Genomic DNA, 20687 nt, shown 5'->3' with positions numbered 1-20687 from the left:
GCTACGGGCGAGCGACCCGGACGGCTGCGGGTCCACCTTCCGGTAACTATAGGTACGTCGGGTGGTATCACACGACAGTCGCATGATCTCTCAGTTCCACGTCGACGGAGACACCGCTATCGTGACGGGCGCATCGCAGGGCATCGGGGAGGCTATCGCCAAGACGTTCGCGGACGACGGCGTGAACGTCGCGCTCTGTTCGCGCTCTCGCGACCGGTTCCAGTCTGTCGTCGACGACATCGAGGACGCCGGCGGGACGGTGTACGCCGCGGAGTGCGACGTGACCGACCGAGAGCGCGTCTTCGAGTTCGTCGACGAGGTGACCGCAGAGTTCGGCGACGTCGACGCCCTCGTCAACAACGCGGGCGGGAGTTTCCAGTCGCCGTTCGAGGACCTCTCGGAGAACGCCTGGAAGACCATCATCGACATCAACCTCCACGGCGCGTTCCACTTCACACAGGCGGCCGGGGAGGTCATGCGGGAGGGTGACGGAGGGTACATCGTCAGCGGTGCCGGACTCGAGGGGGGTATGCCCGATATGAGTCAGTACGGCGCGGCGAAGGCCGCGCTGAAGAACCTCACCGAGACGCTGGCCGGCGAGTGGAACGAGTACGGCGTCCGAACGAACTGTATCGCCCCCGGCCTGGTGGCGACGCCGGGCGTGGTCGACTCGATGGGCATCGAGCCCGGTGAGATGCCACCACGGGAGCAGGTCGACCGGTACATCGGCCACCCCGAAGAGACCGCCGACCTCGCACAGTTCCTCTGTAGTCGGGCAGCGTCGTACCTGAACGGGTCGATGATCAGGGCCGGGCTGCCGTCGTCGGAGCGGCCCGACCGCGAGCGACCGTCCTGAAGCGCGTCGAGACGGAACCGACCCACGCACGGGATGTCGTTCGACAACGCTTTTCCGGCAGGCGCGACTCTCGGTCATCGATGAGCCAGAGTCAGTGGTCACGGTGACGATGGACGACCGAATCGACGACCTGCGGGAGAAGAAAGCCGACGCGAGGAAGGGTGGCGGCGAAGACCGCATCGAGGCCCAGCACGACAAGGGCAAGATGACCGCTCGCGAGCGCATCGACTACTTCCTCGACGACGACACCTTCGAGGAGATAGACCAACTGCGGAGGCACCGGAGTACGAACTTCGACCTCGACGAGAACCGCCCCGCGGGCGACGGCGTCGTCACGGGGTACGGCGAGGTGGACGGCCGGACCGTCTTCGTGTTCGCCCACGACTTCACCGTCTTCGGCGGGTCGCTCGGCGAGGTGTTCGCCGAGAAGGTCTGCAAGGTGATGGACAGGGCGATGGAGGTCGGTGCGCCCATCGTCGGGCTGAACGACTCGGCGGGCGCGCGCATCCAGGAGGGCGTCGTCGCCCTCGGCGGCTACGCCGACGTCTTCCACCGCAACCAGCAGGCCAGTGGGGTGATCCCACAGATATCCGCCATCATGGGGCCGTGCGCCGGCGGTGCAGTCTACTCCCCCGCCATCACGGACTTCATCTTCATGGTGCAGGACACCAGCCACATGTTCATCACCGGCCCCGACGTCATCGAGACGGTCACCGGCGAGGAGGTCGGCTTCGACGAACTCGGCGGGGCACAGACCCACACGTCGAAGACGGGCGTCGCGGATTTCGCAGAACCGGCCGAAGAGGAGGCGCTCGACGACATCCGCCACCTCCTGTCGTACCTCCCGCAGAACAACGTCGAGGATCCGCCGCGCGTCGAACCGTGGGACGACCCCGAACGCGACGCCGACGTGGCCGACATCGTTCCCGACCAACCACGGAAACCGTACGACATCGTCTCCGTCGTCGACGACGTGGTCGACGAGGGGTCGTTCTTCGAGTGCGCGGGGGACTACGCCCGGAACCTCGTCACGGGGTTCGGTCGCCTCGACGGACACTCGGTCGGCGTGGTCGCCAACCAGCCGCGAGTCGACGCCGGGACGCTAGACATCGACGCGTCGCTGAAGGGCGCGCGGTTCGTCCGGTTCTGCGACGCGTTCAACATCCCCATCGTGACGTTCGTCGACGTGCCGGGGTTCATGCCAGGGACCGACCAAGAGCACAACGGAATCATCAAACACGGCGCGAAACTGCTGTACGCCTTCTCCGAGGCGACCGTCCCGCTCATGACCGTCATCACCCGGAAAGCGTACGGCGGGGCGTACGACGTGATGGCCTCGAAGCACGTCGGCGCGGACGTCAACTACGCCTGGCCCACCGCCGAAATCGCGGTCATGGGACCACGTGGTGCCGTCAACGTCCTGTATCGGAGCGAACTGGACGAAGCCGACGACCCCGAGGAGCGTCACCAGGAACTCATCGACGAGTACCGCGAGGAGTTCGCCAACCCCTACACCGCCGCCAACCGTGGGTACGTCGACGACGTCCTGGAACCGACCGACACCCGGCGGCGGCTGATCAGTGACCTGGAGATGCTGCGGAGCAAGCGCGTCGACGGCCCCTCGCGCAAACACGGCAACATCCCGCTGTGAGGCATCGAGGATGACCGACCAGCTCACCGGACTGGCCGACGCCGCGGACGACGAGGCGGCCGCCATCGTCGCCGCAGTTCGCGCACACCTCCGAGCGCAAGCCGCGGCCCGCACCGCCGACGAGGAGACAGAGGAGACGTGGGACGGCGAGCGATGGGCGTTCGCCGGTCGAGTCGCGACGCTCCAGCGTCGCGACGTGCGGGTACCGCGAGAAGCACCGACCGACCCCTGGACCGCCAGCGGCCGAACCGCTCGAATGCGCTGAGCGTGTCGAGACCCCCGGAGACGCCCCGAGCAGGAGTCGACGTTCCGACGGACGCGACTCGGCACCGGTTCGCTGGTGCGTGCGTCGACCGGTAGAGTAAGGTGCGCTGCGGGGGCAGATTGGGCCGAGATGTTCGAGAAGGTACTCGTCGCCAACCGTGGCGAGATAGCGGTCCGAGTCATGCGTGCGTGTGAGGACCTCGGAGTCGCTACCGTCGCCGTCTATAGTGACGCAGACAAGAACGCTGGACACGTCCGGTACGCGGACGAGGCGTACAACGTCGGTCCCGCGCGTGCGGCCGACTCCTACCTGGACCAGGGGGCCATCGTCGAGGCCGCGCAGCAGGCTGGCGCGGACGCCATCCACCCCGGCTACGGCTTCCTCGCGGAGAACGCCGACTTCGCCGCGCGCGTCGAGGAAGCAGAGGGCGTCACGTGGGTCGGGCCGAGCAGCGACTCGATGGAGCAGGCCGGTGAGAAGACCAACGCCCGCACGGTCATGCAGGCCGCGGACGTCCCCATCGTTCCGGGGACGACAGACCCCGTCGAGACGGTCGACGAGGTCGAGGCGTTCGGGAACGAGCACGGCTACCCGGTCGCCATCAAGGCGGAGGGCGGTGGCGGCGGTCGCGGGATGAAGGTCGTCGAGGACGAGAGCGAAGCCGCTGACCAACTGGAGGCCGCCAAACGCGAGGGGGAAGCGTACTTCGACAACGACTCGGTCTACCTCGAACGCTACCTGGAGAGCCCTCGACACATCGAGGTACAGATCCTCGCCGACCACCACGGCAACGTCCGCCACCTCGGGGAGCGCGACTGCTCGCTCCAGCGTCGCCACCAGAAGGTCATCGAGGAGGGCCCCTCGCCCGCGCTCACCGACGACCTCCGGGAGCAGATTGGGGAGGCCGCTCGGCGGGGTGCGGACGAGGCCGACTACTACAACGCCGGCACCTTCGAGTTCCTGGTCGAGGACGACGACGACCGGGAAGCGGGGGACCTGCTCGACGCCGATTCGGACTTCTACTTCCTGGAGGTCAACACCCGCATCCAGGTCGAGCACACCGTCACCGAGGAGATTACGGGCATCGACATCGTCAAGTGGCAACTGCGGGTCGCCGCCGGCGAGGAACTGACCTTCTCGCAGGACGACGTCGACCTGAGGGGTCACGCGATGGAGTTCCGCATCAACGCCGAGAACGCTGCCGAGGAGTTCGCCCCGGCTCAGGGCGGTGCACTGGAGACGTACGACCCGCCCGGCGGTATCGGCGTCCGGATGGACGACGCGCTCCGGCAGGGCGACGACCTCGTGACCGACTACGACTCGATGATAGCGAAACTCGTCGTCTCCGCGAGCGACCGCGAGGAGTGTATCGCCCGCTCGAAGCGCGCGCTCCGCGAGTACACCATCGAGGGTATCCACACCATCCGGCCGTTCCACCTGATGATGCTCGACGATGACGCGTTCGTCGGCGGCACGCACACGACGAACTACCTCGACGACCACATGGACGAGACGCCCATCGAGGAGTACCAGGGGCGGTACGGTACGGAGGCGTCGAGTTCGTCGACCGAGGAGGAGACCGTCACCCGCGAGTTCACGGTCGAGGTGAACGGCAAGCGGTTCCAGGTCGACCTCGAAGAGAGCGGCGTTCCGGAGGCGTCGACTCCCCAGCGACCCACCGACGACGGCCCCGCCCGCAAGGGTGGTTCCTCGAACGACGACGACACCACCGCCGTCGCTGGCGACGGGGAGGTAATCGAAGCCGAGATGCAGGGGACGGTCCTCGAGGTGGCCGTCGAAGAGGGAGAGACGGTCGAACCGGGCGACCCCGTCCTCGTCCTGGAGGCGATGAAGATGGAGAACGACATCGTCGCGGAGATGGGAGGGACGGTCACGGAGGTGGCCGTGGAGGCCGGTAACTCCGTCGACCAGGGCGACGCCCTCGTCGTGTTGGACTGACGGTCGCGCCGGGCCGACACGGACCGAGCCGTGCCGTGGCAGTCAACCGTGGACTGGCTGGCCGACAGCGGCCCCTTCGAACCGCCCCTCACACGGGCGGTGGCGCGTCCGATTCGGTGGAACGACTGTCACTCACCGACCGCGGACGTCCGACCGACCGTGCCCGGATTCCTCGGCCGGACCGTCGGCCCGTTGCTGTCGCAGGGGGCGCTCCACTCGTAGCCCGCTTCGTGAGTGAACACGAGCAGTCCCTCCCAGCCGTCGAGGAGACACCTGGAGAGCCACTACGGACTCGTGCTCGCGTCGGGTGGCCGTCAGGTCGTCGAGGGGTCCCGTCCGTCCCGGTAACGGACCGCCGCCCTCTGCTGGTCGCCGAGTGTTCCCCGATTACCTTTCGAATCGGTCTCCGACCAGAGGACGGTCGTCGAACGCACTGCTGGTCGAGGGGCACGCGCAGGTCGACTCCGGCCACTGCGACCGACCGGACCCGAAAACCGTGGATTCATGGGGACCTCGGGCGGAGGTCGTTCACGAACGCATGACGGACCAGCCCGCCTCCGAGTCGACCGATCATCTCGGTCTGTTCGACTGTCTCCTCCTGAGTGTCGGTGGCATGATCGGCTCGGCCATCTTCGTCTTCCCCGGGTCGACGGGGCGACTCGCCGGTCCCGCTGCCCCGCTCGCGTGGTTGCTCGCCGGCCTCCTGATGACCGCCATCGCGCTCTGTTACACCGAACTCACCCTCGCTTTCCCGCGCACCGGGGCGCTCGCCATCTTCCCGTACGAGACGCTAGGGCCGTCGACACGGCTCCGGGCGTTCGCCAGCTACCTCGAAGGGGTCGGCTACGCCATCGGCTGGGTGTTCGGCATCACGGTGTCGGCGCTCGCCATCGCGGGGTACCTCGGGACGGTCGTTCCGGCGGCGGCGGGCCACACGACCGGGGTCGCACTCGCGGCGGTCGCTCTCGTGACCGCAATCAACCTCCTCGGTGGGCAGGTCACGAGTCGGCTCAACCTGCTCCTCACGGCCGTCCTGCTCGCCGTCCTCGTCGCCTTCGTCGCCGTCGCCACAGCACGGGTCGACCCGGCGAGGACCGCTCCGCTCGCCGTCGGCGGCCCAGCGTCGTTCCTCGCCGCGGTCCAGATATCGATGACCGCGTACGGCGCCTGGACGGTCGTCCCGGCCGCTATCGGTGAGATACGCGAGCCAGCGTACACCGCACCGCGGGCCATCCTGCTCTCGCTCGGCGTCACGACCGTCCTGTACGCTCTCGTCGTCTTCGCCCTTCACGGCGTGGTACCGGTAGACCAGTTCCTGGCCGACGGTGCGACGCTCCGGACACCGCTGGCGACGGCCGCGACGATACTCGGCGTCGAGTGGCTGAGGTACGCGCTGGCGCTCGGCTCGGTCGCCGCCATCTTCACCACGATGCTCGTCGGGACGATGAGCGCGAGTCGCGTCCTGTTCGCGCTCGGCCAGAACGGGACGCTGCCGTCGCCGTTCGCGTCGGTCACCACGGGGACCGGAGTCCCCAGCGTCGGCGTCGTCGCGGTCGGCGGGTCGGCGGCCGTGCTCTCGCTGTTCCCGGGGTACTTCTACGAACTGCTCGTGGTCGCGTCTATCGTCGGGACCGGCATCCCGTACGGCATCAACCTCCTCTCGTTTCTGGGGCTCAGGCGGTATCGAACCGACGTGCAGCCGTCGTTCCGGGTTCCCGCTGGCCACCTGGTCGCCGGCGTCGCCGGCGTCGGACTGGTCGTCGCGATGGTCGGCCTCGGCCTCACAGAGGTTGTTTGGTCGACGGTCGCCATCGCGCTGCTGACAGGGTACTACGCGATCCGGCGGCTCTTCGGCTCCTCGCCAGCACGGTCGGCGTCTTCGTAGCGCGAGGTGGGCGGGGCCTGCCCCGGGGGGAGATAGTGAAGGCATTCGTCACCCTCACCGCGGGCCGGGAGGCGTCGCCGGAGTTGCGCGACGAGATCAGTTCGTTCGCACGCGAGACCCTCTCGAAACACGAGTACCCCCGCGAGGTGGCGATCGTCGACGAACTCCCGAAGACTGCCAGCGGGAAGATCAAGCGGGCGCAGTTACGCGAGTGACCGGGTCGGACCGGCCTCAGCCGGCGGGTCCCCGAGCCGCGACGACGACGGCGGGCTTTATTGCATGGGTGGGCGTCAGCATGCCACATGGACCTGCAGTCCATCACGGTACTCGACCTGTCACGCCTCCTGCCCGGCCCGTACGCGACGCACCTGCTGGCCGAGATGGGGGCGGACGTCGTCAAGGTAGAAGCGCCGAACGGCGGCGACTACGCTCGCTACGCCGAGCCGACCGTCGACGGCGACTACGGGGCGATGTTCGCGGCCATCAACCAGGGCAAGGAGAGCATCACGCTCGACCTCAAGTCCGACGAGGGTCGGGAGGCGTTCCTCCGACTCGCGGCCGAGGCGGACGTCGTCTTCGAGCAGTTCCGTCCCGGCGTCGTCGACCGACTGGGAATCGGGTACGACGACGTCGAAGAACGGAATCCCGACGTCATCTACTGCTCGCTGTCCGGGTACGGACAGTCCGGCCCGTACAGCGACCGGGTCGGTCACGACCTGAACTACGCGGGCTTCGCCGGTCTCCTCGACATGACGCGTCGCGACGAGGAGGAGCGCCCTCGCATCACCGGCTACCCCGTCGGCGACATGGCCGGCGGCGTGTTCTCGGCGCTCAGCATCGTCGGTGCGCTGCTCGGTCGGGAGCTAGGAAACACCGGCGGGAACTACCTCGACGTCTCGATGACGGACGCCGTCCTCTCGTTCTCCCAGGCGGTCGGGTCGCTGGCGAACGCCGGTGAGGACCCGCGCCCGGGCGAGACGAACCTGACGGGACTGTACCCCTGCTACGATATCTACGAGACGAGCAACGGGCGACACCTGACGCTGGCAGCACTCGAGCCGAAGTTCTGGGAGAACCTCTGTGCGGCCATCGACAGACCGGAACTCGTCGACAAACACCAGTCCGACGACCCGGCGGTCAGGCGGGCCGTTCGCGACGAACTGCGCGAGGTGTTCGGGTCACGGAGCCTCGCCGAGTGGGAAGCCGACCTCGGCGAGCAGGAGGTCATGATCGGGAAGGTGAACACGCCACGCGAAGCGCTCGACGACCCTCACCTCCGGAATCGCGGCGTCGTCGACGCCGACGGCGAGGGGTTCCCCAGAATCGGGTATCCGGCCGAGGTACACCATGGGCTCTCGGGCGGGGGGGGGCAGGCCCCCGGACTGGGCGAGCAGACGAGCGACGTGCTGCGACGGTTCGGCTTCGAGGCCGCGGAGATCGACGCGCTGTTCGACAGCGGTGCCGTCGAGGGCTCCTGACGCTCCGAAGCGCTGGTCGGCGCTGCGGCCGCGACCGAACGGCCGGCGCTCCGCTACCCGTCTGGGTCGCGCACCTCGACCATCCCGAGGCCGATCCACGAGATGACGACCTCGCCGTCCTGGTTGATGCCCTCCATCTTGTTGTCGACGTAGCCACGGCTGGGGTCGCTCTCCGAGCGGCGTTTGTCGACCACCTCGACCCGGAGGTGGAGCGTATCGCCAGGCGTCACCGGTTTCCGCCAGCGGAGTTCGTCGACGCCGCGTGCCCCCATGCTCGCCTGGTCGTGCACGTACCCGTCGACCAGCATCCGCATGCAGACGGCGGCGGTCTGCCAGCCGCTGGCGATGAGTTCGCCGTACGCGGTGTCCTGGGCCGCCTCCTCGTCCGTGTGGAACGGCTGCGGGTCGTACTTCTCCGCGAACTCGACGATCTCCGCTTTCTCGAACTGGTACTCCCCGAACTCGGAAGATTCCCCGACCGCTATGTCCTCGTAGTATCGCACACTGCGAGTGAAGGATGGTACCGACTATCAAATCATGGGTCCGACCGAGCGACTACTGTAGCTGCGTTATCGTCTCCCGGACGACGTCGTCGCTCGCCCACCGGCTCGGGAGGTACGCGACGGGCGAGTCCGCACCAGCATCGACGAAGCGCTCGAAGCTCTCGGCCGCCTGCTCCGGCGTGCCACAGGCGCCGATAGCCGAGACCATCTCGTCGGTGACCGCGTCCTCCGCACCGGCCTGCGTATCTGCCTTCCAGCCGTCCTGAATCGCTTCGGCCTCCTCCTCGAAGCCGAAGTTCGCCACCATCTGTGCGTAGTAGTCACCCATCGCCCCCACGTAGAACGCGATCATCGAGCGGACGGCTCCTTCGGCGGCCTCGGGGTCCGTCTCGGAGATGCAGGTCGGCACCCAGGGGGCGATGTCGACGTCCGCGAGCGACCGGTCGCCGCGGTCGGTGCCACGCTCGACGGCCTCCAGCGCGTCGCCGACGGCCGTGTTCGGGAGCAGCAGGGGTATCCACCCGTCCGCGAACTCGCCGGTGAGCTGGCGGTTGACCTCCCCCATCGCCGCGACGTAGATGGGACAGTCGTAGGTTCGCTCCACGTCCAGCGCGAACCCGGAGAGGTCGAACAGCTCACCGTCGTACTCTACCCGGTCGCCCGACAGGTACGCGCGGACGATTTCGACGTACTCGCGGGTTCGCCTGAGCGGCTCGTCGAACTCTGCGCCGTGGAAGTTCTCGATGACCGCGGGGCCGCTCATCCCCAGGCCGACGCGGAACCGCCCGTCCGACAGGTCGGCGAGGGTGTTCGCCGTCATCGCGACCAGCGCTGGCGAGCGTGTGTAGACGTTGAAGATGCCCGAGCAGACGTCGATGGACGCCGTCCGTTCGAGCAGCCGAGTCATGGTCGGGACGGAGCTCCGCCCCCAGGATTCGCCCTGCCAGTACGTTTCGAGTCCGGCGTTCTCCGCGAGTTCGACGTACTCGACGATGTCCTCCGGAGCGTCGCCGCCGAGGGTGAGACCGTTCGCGCGCATCGTTCGTGTTGCTCCGGTGGCACTCAAACGCTTTTCGGTGGTTGCACTGCGGCCGGTCGCCGTCGTCGAGCGTCGCACACCCCGATACCCTATATCGACGACCCATCGACGTCGGACGGCTGGAGTTCGAACTTCTGAATCTTGCCACTCGGGTTGCGTGGCAGTTCGTCGACGAAGTAGTACTCGCGGGGGCGTTTGAAGTCGGCGAGTTCGTCGCGGGAGCGGCAGAACTCGTCGAGGCTGTCGGCGTCCGCCCCGCTCCCGACGACGTACGCGACGACACGCTCCCCCCACTCGCCGTTCTCCTCGCCGACGACCGCGACCGCCTCGACCGCCTCGTGGTCGTAGAGGACGTTCTCTATCTCGGTCGGGTAGATGTTCTCGCCGCCCGAGATGATCATGTCGTCGATGCGGTCGACCAGGAACAGGTAGCCGTCCTCGTTGACGTACCCGGCGTCGCCGGTGAAGAACCAGCCGTCGCGGATGGCGTCCGCGGTCAGTCCGGGACGGTTCCAGTACTCGGTCAGCATCGGTGGCCCCTGGAGGATGATCTCGCCGACGTCGCCGCGCTGGACGACGTCCGTCGGAGCGACCGGGTCGTCGGGGGATTCGGTCTCGGTCGGCGAGACGATACGTAGCTCGTGGTTGGGCGCGGCCCGACCGACGCTCCCGAGCTGGTCGTGGACCTCGTCCGGCCGGATGAACGTCGCACAGGGCCCCATCTCGGTCATCCCGTACGCAGTCGCGTAGTCCTCGCAGAACGTCTCGATGCACTGTTCGAGGAGCGTGGGCGGCATCGGGGCGGCCCCGTAGATACCGAGCTGGAGGCTGCTCCCGTCGAAGTCGGCGGCGTCTTCGGCGGCAGACAGTAGCTCCGACCACGTCCGGGAGGCGACGAACAGGTGCGTGGCCTGCTCGGCGTCGACCACGTCGAGGACTCGCTCGGGGTCGAACTGGTGGAGGACGACCGTCGTCGCCCCGAGGTTCAGTCGCGGGCAGAGACCGCAGTTGAGTTCGGCGTTGTGGTACAGCGGCATGGCCGAGACGCCGACGTCCGTGTAGTCGAGGTCCAGCCGACCGAAGTACAGCATGTTGTGGTACGTCGCGTCCTGGTGGGAGTGGACGACACCCTTCGGTCGTCCCGTCGTCCCGGAGGTGTACATGATGGCGTACTGGTCGGTCGGTGCGACCTCGATCTCGACGGGACCGTCGTCCGCAGTCGAGACGGTCTCGTGGAACCCCCTCGCGTAGTCTGGCGTCGACTCGACGTCGTCGTCGACGTACAGGTACCGGTCGACCGTCCCGAACTCGTCGCGGCCGGCCTCGACGGTCTCTCGCGTCGCCTCCTCGAACAGGAGGACGCTCGAATCCGAGTCGTCGAGGATGTAGCCGACCTCCCCCGGTGCGAGACGGTAGTTGATAGGGTTGAACACCGCTCCCGCCCGGAGGAGCCCGAACATCGCCACGACGAACTCTGCGGAGTTGTACATGAGCAGCGAGACCCGGTCGCCCGGTTCGACGCCGAGGTCCCGGAGCGCGTTCGCACACCGCGTCACTCGGCGGTCGAGTTCCTCGTACGTCAACCGGACGTCCTTCCGCGGGTAGACGACGGCCTCCCGCTCGGGGTACTTCCGGGTCGTCCGGGCGAGCGTTCCCGGTAGCGTCGGCAGGTGAGTCACGTCGAGTCACTCGTCGGACTCGCTGTTAGACCTTTCGTCGCTCGAACACTCGTCGGGGGTCGGGAGTCGGGGACGGCCGGTTCGAGAGACCTCGCCGTGCGCCGCTCCGAGCAACGACGGGAAGTGACTGGTCCAGTCCGAGATGATTCGCCAGGTCGACGTCCGGCTAGCTCCGCCTCCCGGTCACCGACGACGGCGGCCTGGCAGGGCGCTCCTGCGAACACGTCGCTCGTGTGAGAGGCAGCAATCGATTCCGCAGCCGGAAGGAACAATGGTAACAAGCACCAACATCCTGACCCGGTCGGTGCTCCAGCCATGCTGCACCTGGCCGGTGGCGTACCGTTCATAAACGCTTGTCACGTGCGACTCCCCATCCCTGGGGACACTTTTCACGAGACGCTCGTCGGCTTCCTGGTGTCGCCGCTCTCGGTAGAAGGCCACGAGTATCATCTCCAACCGATAGGAAGCAGTCCGTCCGAATCCATACAGTATCCTTTTTCTCCCACCGTCTGTGAGCAGGTAGTATGGTCGTAGACCGCACCGAGATAGAGACCGTCGCCGTCGTCGGCAGTGGACAGATGGGCCGTGGCATCGCGGCCGTCGCCGCGCTCGCCGGCTACGACACCTACCTGAACGACATCGACGAATCACAGCTCGAGGAGGCGAGCGAGCGAATCGAGTGGTCGTACGACAAGTCCGTCGGGAACGGTCGAGTGACGCAAGAGGACGCCGACGCTGCCCTCGACCGACTGGAGTTCACGACCGACCTCGACGAGGCGGTCGGCGACGCCGACTTCGTCACCGAGGCCGCAGTCGAGCAGCAAGCGGTGAAAGAGGACATCTTCGAGGACCTCGACGAAGCCACCCCCTCCGAAGCGATTCTCGCGACCAACACGTCCGGGCTCAACATCACCCGCCTCGCAGAGGTCACGGACCGGCCAGCACAGGTGGTCGGTAGCCACTGGTTCAACCCGCCGATGCTGATGGATCTGGTCGAGGTGATCATGACCGAACACACGCCCGACGACGTGGCGGGGACCGTCGAATCGCTCGTCGAATCGTTCGGCAAGACACCGATTCGCTGTCGGATGGACGTCCCCTCGTTCATCGTCAACCGCCTGATGCGGCCCTACGGTGAGGGAGCGGCGTGGATGGTCTACAGGGGAGAGCACAGTATCGAGGAGATCGATTCGGCGATGAAGTACAAGGAACGGTTTCCGATGGGGCCGTTCGAACTCGCCGACTTCACGGGCGGCATCCAGATTCGCGTCGAGGGCGAGCAGGACCACCTGACCGAAGACCGCCCCATGGCGTACGACACGGAGGTCTGTCCGATACTGCACCAGTTGTACGACAAGGGGCGGTACGGTCGGAAGTCGGGGGCCGGGTACTACGACTACGACGAACGCGACGAGCCACAGATCGCGGTCGACGCTGGCCAGGGGTTCGATACCCTGCTCGTCTGGGCGCCGATCATCAACGAGGCCGCCAAGATGGTGCAACACGATGTCGCGAGCGTCGAGGACATCGACACGGGTGCGAAACTCGGCGGCAACTGGCCGGTCGGTCCACTCGAGAAGGCAGACGAGGTCGGTGCATCGGTCGTCCTCGACCGACTGACCGAGGTCGCGAGCCGTCACGACGACACCAACAAGCAGGCCGAGACGCTCCCGTGTGACCTGCTGGTCGAGAAGGCGAAGACCGGAGACACCTTCTACTAACGGGTCACCGACAGTCGAGGCCGATACTTTCCAGGGACTCCGGGGGGTAGTCACCGTCGTCTACGTCGTCGGGCGGGAACGGATGCGTGTCGACTCCTCTCACGTCTCGCTATCTGTACACGCGTAGGCGCTGGAGTGGCCAGGAACCGCCCCCGATTTCGGTCGAGTAGCCCGCTTCTATCGAGTTCCGAGTCTCCTACGGCCCCGCGAGGGTACTCCCTTCGGTTACGATTGCATCCGCACTCTCACGTCGCGATGGACGGGTCTGACCGGTGGTCGGTCGACGGAGTCTCGACTGCTCCAGGGAGGCCAGTCGTCTGGTACGTGCTTTCGCGCCGAAGAGAATACCAGTTCTAGTGCAATACACAACCTGTCGCACAACCGAAGTCCGGTTAGAGAATATCGTGTCCAGTACTTAGCCGAGGAAGGTTCAGTGTATATTTCCACTGTATCCTTCAGCGATAGCTTATTCCCAACACTATTCACTCATCGAAAACACACTCGCCCATATATGATAGTCCAGTATTGCCATTCTGGACAATACAACCCGGTTAGAAACCACCAACACACCCCCCGTGTGGCCGACGATAGCCTCCCGACAGACGTCCGCGAAGCGCAGACGACGGTCGGTCTCGACCGCGCCGGTGAGAGTGCAGACCACTCCCAGAACGTCGAGCTACGGAATCCAGCCGGCCCTGCTCGATTGCGCCCTGCCTCCCATCGCTAGCGAGTCCGTCGCGTCGAAGCGCTCGCCATCGGTGCGAGGGGTCGGCTCGACGCTCAGGGAGTCGACCCTGTAACGAGGGTCTCGTACTCACAGATCACCATTACGACACACCCTGCACGACACCTCGCCGCGGGTCGAGCGAGGTACGCCGTCTCGTGATACAGAGGGGCGACGGGGGACGCGAGACACCTACTTCGACGGTGACACGGCGGCTGGCAGGCGGTCGAGCTGGCTCAGTCCCAGCCCGGCGAGTGCGAGCGTCGCCGCGACGACCTGTACACCGGTCATCGGGGCGTAGAGCGCGACGAACGAGAGCGCGATGTACGCCGCCCGGTGGGGCAGGCCGAGGTGGTGTTTCCCGTCGAAGCCGGTGGTCGCCGCCACCAGTGCGACGACCCCCACGAAGACGATACCCGCGTGGAGCAGCGTCGCCGGGAACGACCAGAAGATGAGACTCCGATTGGAGATGAACGCGAAGGGGATGAAGAAGCCCGGCGCACCGATGCGCAGCGCCTGCTTCCCCGTCTGCAGGAAGTCAGCGTCCGCGATGCGCGCCCCGACGGCCACCGCCACAGCCACCGGTGGCGTGATAGCGGAGAGCATCGCGAAGTAGAAGACGAAGAGGTGGGCGGTTATCTGCGGGACGCCCACCTCGATGATGCCCGGCGCGACGAGGATGACCACCAGGATGTAGGCGGCGGGCGTCGGCATCCCCAGTCCGAACAGGATGCTGAGCACCATCGCCATCAGGAGCACCGCGACGAGGACGCCGCCAGCCAGCCCTACCATACGGATGCTGATCTTCTGGGCCAGACCGGTCTGGGTGAGCATGCTGATAATGATACCCATCGCGGCGAGCACGCCGACGAGCGGAGCCATCTCGACCGCGCCGTCGCGGAAGCCCCGGAGCGTCTCCCGGGTCGTCCCGACCAGCGTCCCGACGGACGGCCCGTCGACGACGAGGTTCCGGACGTACATCGTCACGACCATCGTCACGGTCGTGTAGAGCCCGGCGCTCAGCGGCGTGAGCCGCAGGACGACGAGCGTGTAGACCAGAACGGCCAGCGGGACGGCGAAGTGCGCACCCCCCCGGAGGACGCTCCGGTCGAACTCGCCGGTCCGCTCGGTGGTCCAGCCGAAGCGCAACACGACGAACTGGACGGCGATACCGACGCTGAAGTAGAACAGCAGTGCCGGAATCAGGCTGGCCTGGATGATGCGGACGTACGGCACCTGCAGGATGTCGGCCATGATGAACGCCGCGACGCCCATCACGGGCGGCATCATCTGTCCGCCCGAGGAGGCGACGCTCTCGATGGCCGCCGCGAAGTCGTCGCGGACGCCCTGTCGCTGCATCATCGGGATGGTGAAGCTCCCGGTCGTCGCGGTGTTGGCGGCGGCGCTCCCCGTGATGGAGCCCATCGCCATGCTGGAGACGACCGAGACCTGCACGACGCCCGACCGGAGCTTGTTGCCGAGTTCCGTCCCCACGTCGAGGATGTAGTCGAGCGCTCCGTAGGTCTTCGCCATCCCGGCGAACATGATGAAGATGGCGACCCAGGTCGTCCCGACGCCGAGGATGAACCCGTACGTGCCGGTGAGCCCCACGGCTCCGAACCGGGCGACGTCCTGCCAGGACATCCCCGTGTGACCGAGGAAGCCGGGGAGCCACGGCCCGGCCATCGCGTAGGCGACGGCGACGACGACCACCGAGGTGATGGCCAGGCCGTAGGCGCGTCTGGTCGCGTCGGCGACGAGCAGGACGATGAGCGCGCCGACGACGAAGTCCATCTCGGTGTACCCGAGGATGGGGGCGTCGAACTGGAGGCGCTGGAAGTTCAGCTCGATGTACGCCGCGACGGCGACCGCGACGACGGCCCCGAGCAGCGTGAAAATCCCGTCGTACGGTCCGAGGAGCGACCGGAGGCGGCTACCGAGGGAGCCGTCGTGGTCGAGGTCGCGGTCGCGGTACGCCTCGACATCCTCGGTGCCGAAGACGTGCTTCTTCGTCTCGTAGAGGTAGAACAGGGCGACGCCGACCCCGAGGAAGAGGTTGGAGTGTCTGACCCGGACGAACGGTCGTTCGTAGGCGTAGTACAGCATGTACGCTGTCAGCGCGACGCCGATGACGTAGATGAGCCCCGAGAGCGCCCGTTCGCGGGTGACGGTTGAGTCGTTCATCGCCGGAGGCTACTCCTCGCCGCGGGTGAACTCGTCGGACCAGAGTCCCTGCTCCTCGTAGAAGTCGGCGGCGGCCGGGTGGAAGGGGATGTCGTCGTAGGCGTTCTTCAGCCAGAACTCGCCGTCGGCGAGGTTGCCGAGCAGTCCGTGGTACTCGCTGAGCCCCTCGCGGTTCTCGTACATCGTCGCCAGGAGGTCGTAGACGGCGTCGTAGCTGAAGTCGTTCCTGACGATGAAGTTGTACGCCAGCGACGGCATCATCGCCGGTTCCGGGGTGTACGCGTAGTTCTCCAGGTCGCCGGTCTCCACCTCGGTGAGCAGCAGGCCGGGTTCCTCCTGCATCTTCGAGACGACGTCGTCGCTCCACCCGAGCATCCGGAGGTCGACCGTCCCCTTCATCTCCTGGAGCCAGCCGGGTTCGACCGAGAAGTTGACGAGCGTCGCCGCGCCGACGTCCAGACGGCCCTCGCTCATGGCGCTCCCCTGCCCGCCGTAGTCGATGCTGACGCGTTCGTAGTCCTCCGTCGCGTAACTCAGCGCGGTCTCCAGCATCTCGGCCGTCCCGGAGCCACGGGGGGTCGGCGAGACGCGGCTCCCCGACTCGATGTCGGAGGCCGTCTCCCACCCGCCGTTGGGCGTCGCGAGGAACCACCCGAGGTCGTAGAGGTGGAACACCTGGTTCGGCGTGAACGTGAGCTGGTCGAACGGCTTCTCGCCGGCGTTGATCTTCGCGGCGGCCCAGTTCTGGATGTACGCTATCTGGACCTCCTCGCGGTCGAGCCGACCGATGTTCGCGTTCGTCCCTTCGCTCGGTCGCGCGTCGACGCGGACCGCGTCGCTGTTCTCGTTGACGACCGCGGAGATACCCTGGCTCATGGCGTACGCCGCCGTCGTCTCCGTCGACGTCGTCATCACCATGTCGGTCCGGCCCGACCCGCCACCGGAGCCGTTGCCGTTCGACCCGTTGCCGTCGCCGCCGCTGCCGTTACCCCCCTGGCTCGAACAGCCAGCGACACCGGCCACACCGGCCGTTGCGACGGTCCCCTTCAAGAACGCGCGACGCTTGATACTCTCAGCCGTGGAATCGCTTCCCATTCTGAATCATCATTCAGAACACCGGCATTAGTAAGTTCTGGTATCGGCTACTATCCCCGAACAGCGTTCGACGCCGCTCGACCGGGACACAACGTTGTACATCCACATCTCTTCGCGATCGCTCGCCCGCGGAGGCGCTGACTCCAGCGCTCACCACTCGCCTCGTGAATCGACCATCGGTAGGTACTTGTGAACACGGTCGGACGTCGGGCCATGGCGTTCAGCCTCAGCGACGAGCATCGCGCGATACGGCAGGCGGTCCGCGAGTTCGCCGACGAAGAGATCGTGCCGGTCGCACAGGAACACGACGAACAGGGGACGTATCCCGAGGAGATCCGACGGACGGCGGCCGAGTACGACTTCGTCGCGCCGAACATCCCCATCGACTACGGCGGGGCCGGGATGGACAAGCTCTCGACGGTCCTCGTCACGGAGGAGCTGTGGCGCGCGGACCCCGGCATCGGGTCGGCCGTCGGGTCGGCCGGCTTCGGGACGGACATGATCATCGAGTTCGGCGACGAGTGGATGAAAGAGGAGTGGCTCCCGCGCATCGCCGACGGCGAGACCGCCTCCGCCAGCGCCATCTCCGAGCCCGCTCACGGCTCGAACGTCGCAGGCATCGAGACGCGGGCGGAGAAGGACGGTGACGAGTGGGTGCTCGACGGCAACAAGATGTGGATTACGAACGGTACCGTCGCCGACGTCGCCGTCGTGATGGCGAAGACGAGCCCCGATGAGGGCCACCGCGGCATCACCGCCTTCCTCGTCCCGACCGAGGTCGAGGGCTGGAAGCCGACGAAGATAGACAACAAGCTCGGTATCCGGGCGTCGGACCTCGCCGAAATCGTCCTTGACGACGCGCGGATTCCCGAGGAGAACGTCATCGGCGAGGTGGACCAGGGGTTCTACCAGCTGATGGAGTTCTTCGCCTCCGGGCGGACGAACGTCGCCGCCCAGGCCGTCGGGGCCGCACAGGGGGCGTTCGACGCGGCGCTCGACTACGCCGGCGAGCGCGAGCAGTTCGACCAGAAGATCGGCGAGTTCCAGGCCATCCGCCACAAACTCGCGGAGATGGCGACGAACGTCGAGGCCGCCCGGGCGCTCACCTACCGCGCCGCCTCGGCCGTCGAGGAGGGCGACCAGTCGATGGCCGCGCAGTTCTCGAGTATGGCGAAGCTGTTCGCCTCCGAGCGGTCGGTCGAGGTCGCCGACGAGTCCATCCAGGTCCACGGCGGGGCGGGCTACGTCTCCGACCACCCGGCCGAGCGCTACTACCGCGACGCCCGTATCACGAAGATCTACGAGGGGACGAGCGAGATCCAGAAGAACATCATCGCCGACCGACTCCTGTAGACGCAGTCGAATTCGGGGACGCCCGACGCGCGCCGATTCAGGGGGACGGATTACGGTGCGAACAACTCGACGGCCGCACCCTGCCCGTACCCGACGCACTCCGTGGCGAGCCCGGACGACGCGTCGCGACGCCGCATCTCGTGGACGAGCGTGACCGGGAGCCGTGCCCCCGACGCTCCCAGCGGGTGGCCGATGGCGATAGCGCCACCGTTGACGTTGAACACCTCGTCGTCGAAGCCGAGTTCGCGCTGGCAGTACAGCGTCTGGGACGCGAACGCCTCGTTCAGTTCGACGAGGTCGTAGTCGTCGGCCTCGGTGCCCGAGCGCTCGAACAGCCCCTCACACGCCGGAACCGGACCGATTCCCATCACTTCGGGGTCGACGCCGGCGACCTCGTGGTTCCCCACTTCGGCCAGTACGTCGAGGCCACGTTCCTCGGCGAACGCCCGCGAGGTGAGCAGGAGGCCCGCCGCGCCGTCCGATATCTGCGCCGCGGTCGCCGCGGTGACCGTCCCGTCCTCGTCGAAGGCGGGCGGGAGCCCCGCGATGGACTCGGCCGTCGTCCCGGGGCGGAGGCCCTCGTCCTCGGTGACCGTCCCGTCGGGCGTCTCGATGGGGACGATCTCGTCGTCGAACCGACCCGCCTCGGTGGCGGCGACCGCCCGCTGCTGGGAGCGCGCGCCGTACGCGTCCTGGTCCGCCCGGGAGACGCCGTAGCGGTTCGCCACCGCCTCGGCAGTTGCCCCCATCTGGAGGTCGTCCGGGTCCCAGGCGGCCGCGATGCCGGGGTAGTTCCCGATGCCGTACTTCCGCGAGACGCGGGACATCTGCTCGACGCCGCCGGCCACGACGCAGTCGCGCTGGCCGGCCCGGATGGCGTCGGCCGCGGAGAAGAGCGCCTCCGCGGAAGAGGCACAGAGCCGGTCGATGGTCGTCCCCGGCACGGACTCGCCGAGGTCCGAGAGGAGCGCGACGACGCGGGCGAGGTTGTTGCCCTGCTCGCCCTCCTGTTTGGCGCAGCCCCAGCGAACGTCGTCCACCTCATCGCCCGAGAGTCCAGTCTCGGCGAGCATCCGGTTCACCAGCGGCACCGAGAGCTCCTCGCTGCGGACCGCCGAGAAGACGCCACCCTCCTTCCCCTGAGCCGTCCGGACCGCGGAGACGACGACCGGTTGGTGTAGCTTCCCGGCCATCACTCGTAGGCGGCGAAGCCGGTGAGGTCCTGACCCAGAATCAGCGTGTGGATGTCGTGGGTCCCCTCGTAGGTGTAGACGGTCTCCAGGTTGGCCATGTGGCGCATCGGCGAGTAGTCCGCCGTGATGCCGTTCCCACCGAGCATCTCGCGGGCGATACGCGACTGGTCGCGCGCCATCCGCACGTTGTTGCGCTTGGCCATCGAGACGTGCTGAGGACGCATCTCGCCGCGCTCTTTCAGTTCCGCGAGGCGATGTGCCAACAGCTGACTCGTCGTGATCTGCGTCGCCATCTCCGCCAGCTTTTGCTGTTGGAGCTGGAACCGGGCGATGGGACCGCCGAACTGCTCGCGGTCGGTCGCGTACTCACGAGCCGTCTCGAAGCAGTCCCGCGCCGCACCGATAGCGCCCCACGCGATGCCGTAGCGCGCCTGCGTGAGACACGACAGCGGTCCTTTCATCCCCTCGACGTCCGGCAACAGGTTCTCCTCGGGGACGTAGACGTCGTTCAGACCGATCTCGCCCGTGATGGAGGCCCGCAGCGACAGCTTCTCGTCGATCTTGTTGGTGGAGACGCCGTCGCGGTCCGTCTCGACGAGGAAACCCCGAACCGGTGTGTCCTCGGCCGACCGGTCGCGCCCCCAGACGATGGCCACGTCCGCAATCGGCGAGTTCGTGATCCATGTCTTCGAGCCGTTCAGGACGTATCCTTCGTCCTCGGCTTCCGCGTAGGTCTCCATCGCGGTGGGGTTCGACCCGTGCTGTGGCTCGGTCAGACCGAAACAGCCGACCGCCTCGCCCCGCCCGAGAGCGGGCAACCACTCGTCTTTCTGCTCGTCGCTGCCGAACGCGTGGATGGGGTACATCACGAGCGCCCCCTGCACGCTTGCCATCGAACGCAGCCCCGAATCGCCCGCCTCGAGTTCCTGCATCAGCAGACCGTAGGCGGTCTCGCTCAGGTCGGGGAGGTCGTACCCATCCAGGTTGGGCGCGTAGAACCCCAGCTCGCCCATCTCCTCGACGAGGTCCGTCGGGAACGTCCCCTCGATCCAGTGCTCGCCGACGTCCGGGCGCACCTTCTCGTCGACGAACTCGCGGGCCG

16 protein-coding genes are annotated in these 20687 nt (G+C 67.0%); 9 read left to right on the top strand and 7 right to left on the bottom strand.

The window, feature by feature from the left end:
* The first annotated feature begins 82 nt into the window (after window positions 1-82).
* The 7 genes from MX571_RS19440 (at window position 83) to MX571_RS19410 (ending at window position 8094) form a co-directional block, all read left to right on the top strand.
* Window positions 83-856, top strand: coding sequence for an SDR family NAD(P)-dependent oxidoreductase (locus MX571_RS19440; protein WP_247420302.1), 774 nt, complete (start codon window positions 83-85; stop codon window positions 854-856).
* 109 nt (window positions 857-965) lie between these two features.
* Window positions 966-2507 carry an acyl-CoA carboxylase subunit beta gene (locus MX571_RS19435; protein ID WP_282594733.1) on the top strand — a complete coding sequence of 514 codons (1542 nt, stop codon included), beginning with the start codon at window positions 966-968 and terminating at the stop codon, window positions 2505-2507.
* A gap of 10 nt (window positions 2508-2517) precedes the next feature.
* Window positions 2518-2772: a DUF8022 family protein gene (locus MX571_RS19430; protein ID WP_247420298.1), complete on the top strand. Its 255-nt coding sequence runs from the start codon at window positions 2518-2520 to the stop codon at window positions 2770-2772.
* 129 nt (window positions 2773-2901) lie between these two features.
* Complete coding sequence (locus MX571_RS19425) at window positions 2902-4731, top strand: acetyl/propionyl/methylcrotonyl-CoA carboxylase subunit alpha (protein ID WP_247420290.1); 1830 nt, start codon at window positions 2902-2904, stop codon at window positions 4729-4731.
* A gap of 538 nt (window positions 4732-5269) precedes the next feature.
* A complete protein-coding gene (locus MX571_RS19420) occupies window positions 5270-6616 on the top strand; it encodes an APC family permease (protein ID WP_247420287.1) in 1347 nt (448 codons plus the stop codon).
* 35 nt (window positions 6617-6651) lie between these two features.
* The gene (locus MX571_RS22810; RefSeq protein WP_247420285.1) at window positions 6652-6831 is read left to right on the top strand and encodes an AMP-binding enzyme; all 180 of its coding nucleotides are present in this window, start codon (window positions 6652-6654) and stop codon (window positions 6829-6831) included.
* 87 nt (window positions 6832-6918) lie between these two features.
* Complete coding sequence (locus MX571_RS19410; protein ID WP_247420283.1) at window positions 6919-8094, top strand: CaiB/BaiF CoA transferase family protein; 1176 nt, start codon at window positions 6919-6921, stop codon at window positions 8092-8094.
* Window positions 8095-8147: 53 nt separating this feature from the next.
* Here the strand turns inward: MX571_RS19410 and MX571_RS19405 are convergent, their stop codons facing one another.
* From MX571_RS19405 to MX571_RS19395, 3 genes are all read right to left on the bottom strand, one after another.
* Window positions 8148-8597 carry a MaoC family dehydratase gene (locus MX571_RS19405; protein WP_247420281.1) on the bottom strand — a complete coding sequence of 150 codons (450 nt, stop codon included), beginning with the start codon at window positions 8595-8597 and terminating at the stop codon, window positions 8148-8150.
* A 52-nt stretch (window positions 8598-8649) separates the two neighbouring features.
* The gene (locus MX571_RS19400) at window positions 8650-9636 is read right to left on the bottom strand and encodes an LLM class flavin-dependent oxidoreductase (protein WP_247420278.1); all 987 of its coding nucleotides are present in this window, start codon (window positions 9634-9636) and stop codon (window positions 8650-8652) included.
* Window positions 9637-9725: 89 nt separating this feature from the next.
* Window positions 9726-11315: a long-chain-fatty-acid--CoA ligase gene (locus tag MX571_RS19395; RefSeq protein WP_247420275.1), complete on the bottom strand. Its 1590-nt coding sequence runs from the start codon at window positions 11313-11315 to the stop codon at window positions 9726-9728.
* A gap of 524 nt (window positions 11316-11839) precedes the next feature.
* On the opposite strand from MX571_RS19395, the gene MX571_RS19390 reads away from it, so the two are divergent.
* Complete coding sequence (locus MX571_RS19390; RefSeq protein ID WP_247420272.1) at window positions 11840-13036, top strand: 3-hydroxyacyl-CoA dehydrogenase; 1197 nt, start codon at window positions 11840-11842, stop codon at window positions 13034-13036.
* A 916-nt stretch (window positions 13037-13952) separates the two neighbouring features.
* On the opposite strand, the gene MX571_RS19385 is transcribed toward MX571_RS19390, so the two are convergent.
* Together MX571_RS19385 and MX571_RS19380 are read right to left on the bottom strand one after the other, a co-directional pair.
* Complete coding sequence (locus tag MX571_RS19385; RefSeq protein WP_247420270.1) at window positions 13953-15944, bottom strand: TRAP transporter permease; 1992 nt, start codon at window positions 15942-15944, stop codon at window positions 13953-13955.
* Window positions 15945-15953: 9 nt separating this feature from the next.
* Window positions 15954-17039: a TAXI family TRAP transporter solute-binding subunit gene (locus MX571_RS19380; protein ID WP_247420268.1), complete on the bottom strand. Its 1086-nt coding sequence runs from the start codon at window positions 17037-17039 to the stop codon at window positions 15954-15956.
* 213 nt (window positions 17040-17252) lie between these two features.
* Between MX571_RS19380 and MX571_RS19375 the strand changes: the two genes are divergently transcribed.
* Window positions 17253-18392 (top strand): acyl-CoA dehydrogenase family protein, encoded by a 1140-nt coding sequence (locus tag MX571_RS19375; protein WP_247420256.1) that lies wholly within the window; start codon window positions 17253-17255, stop codon window positions 18390-18392.
* Between the two features lie 50 nt (window positions 18393-18442).
* On the opposite strand, the gene MX571_RS19370 is transcribed toward MX571_RS19375, so the two are convergent.
* Together MX571_RS19370 and MX571_RS19365 are read right to left on the bottom strand one after the other, a co-directional pair.
* On the bottom strand, window positions 18443-19585 hold the full coding sequence (locus MX571_RS19370; protein WP_247420244.1) for a thiolase family protein: 1143 nt from the start codon (window positions 19583-19585) through the stop codon (window positions 18443-18445).
* Window positions 19585-20687, bottom strand: a 1103-nt coding sequence (locus MX571_RS19365; RefSeq protein WP_247420242.1) for an acyl-CoA dehydrogenase family protein, incomplete at its 5' end; no start/stop codon positions are given. The genes MX571_RS19370 and MX571_RS19365, both read right to left, overlap by 1 nt.

The organism is Halomarina salina (assembly GCF_023074835.1).
Lineage (GTDB): Archaea > Halobacteriota > Halobacteria > Halobacteriales > Haloarculaceae > Halomarina > Halomarina salina.
This window is presented reverse-complemented; position numbering and strand designations above follow the sequence as displayed.

Bases quoted from the DNA above. Each gene is read 5' to 3' on its own strand.
- MX571_RS19410 (WP_247420283.1), top strand. From the start codon at position 6,919: ATGGACCTGCAGTCCATCACGGTACTCGACCTGTCACGCCTCCTGCCC.
- MX571_RS19375 (WP_247420256.1), top strand. From the start codon at position 17,253: ATGGCGTTCAGCCTCAGCGACGAGCATCGCGCGATACGGCAGGCGGTC.
- MX571_RS19380 (WP_247420268.1), bottom strand. From the start codon at position 17,039: ATGGGAAGCGATTCCACGGCTGAGAGTATCAAGCGTCGCGCGTTCTTG.
- MX571_RS19440 (WP_247420302.1), top strand. From the start codon at position 83: ATGATCTCTCAGTTCCACGTCGACGGAGACACCGCTATCGTGACGGGC.
- MX571_RS19385 (WP_247420270.1), bottom strand. From the start codon at position 15,944: ATGAACGACTCAACCGTCACCCGCGAACGGGCGCTCTCGGGGCTCATC.
- MX571_RS19425 (WP_247420290.1), top strand. From the start codon at position 2,902: ATGTTCGAGAAGGTACTCGTCGCCAACCGTGGCGAGATAGCGGTCCGA.
- MX571_RS19390 (WP_247420272.1), top strand. From the start codon at position 11,840: ATGGTCGTAGACCGCACCGAGATAGAGACCGTCGCCGTCGTCGGCAGT.
- MX571_RS19370 (WP_247420244.1), bottom strand. From the start codon at position 19,585: ATGGCCGGGAAGCTACACCAACCGGTCGTCGTCTCCGCGGTCCGGACG.
- MX571_RS19435 (WP_282594733.1), top strand. From the start codon at position 966: ATGGACGACCGAATCGACGACCTGCGGGAGAAGAAAGCCGACGCGAGG.
- MX571_RS19400 (WP_247420278.1), bottom strand. From the start codon at position 9,636: ATGCGCGCGAACGGTCTCACCCTCGGCGGCGACGCTCCGGAGGACATC.
- MX571_RS19430 (WP_247420298.1), top strand. From the start codon at position 2,518: ATGACCGACCAGCTCACCGGACTGGCCGACGCCGCGGACGACGAGGCG.
- MX571_RS19420 (WP_247420287.1), top strand. From the start codon at position 5,270: ATGACGGACCAGCCCGCCTCCGAGTCGACCGATCATCTCGGTCTGTTC.